The organism is Oleiphilus sp. HI0066 (assembly GCF_001635725.1).
The window spans coordinates 1-520 of the sequence record NZ_LWFH01000384.1 but is presented as its reverse complement, the minus strand read 5'-3'; the positions used below and the strand labels follow the sequence as shown (position 1 = coordinate 520).

Genomic DNA, 520 nt, shown 5'->3' with positions numbered 1-520 from the left:
GAACGACCTTTATAAGGTGCTGCTGAGCCAAGTTTTTCCTCAATACGCAGCAAGCGATTGTACTTAGCAACACGGTCAGAGCGACATAGCGAGCCTGTCTTGATCTGACCGGCACATGTACCTACTGCCAAATCAGCAATAGTCGTATCTTCGGTTTCACCTGAACGGTGAGAGATCACTGCGGTGTAGCCTGCATCTTTCGCCATTTGAATTGCATCAAGCGTCTCACTCAAGCTACCAATTTGGTTGAACTTGATAAGAATTGAGTTACCGATGCGCTCATCGATACCACGCTTAAGAATCTTAGTGTTAGTCACGAACAAGTCATCACCAACTAGCTGTACTTTGTCACCAAGTACTTTTGTTTGATAAGCCCAACCAGCCCAATCAGATTCATCTTGACCATCTTCAATAGAAACAATTGGGTAAGCATCACAAAGCTCTGCTAAGTAATCAGAGAAGCCTTCAGCAGAGAAGACTTTACCTTCACCGCTTAGATCGTACTTTCCGTCTTTGTAGA

General features: G+C 44.4%; 1 pseudogene. It reads right to left on the bottom strand.

Annotated features, from left to right (window positions below):
• Positions 1 to 520: pseudogene (eno, locus tag A3738_RS05285) on the bottom strand (phosphopyruvate hydratase); the annotation flags it as partial.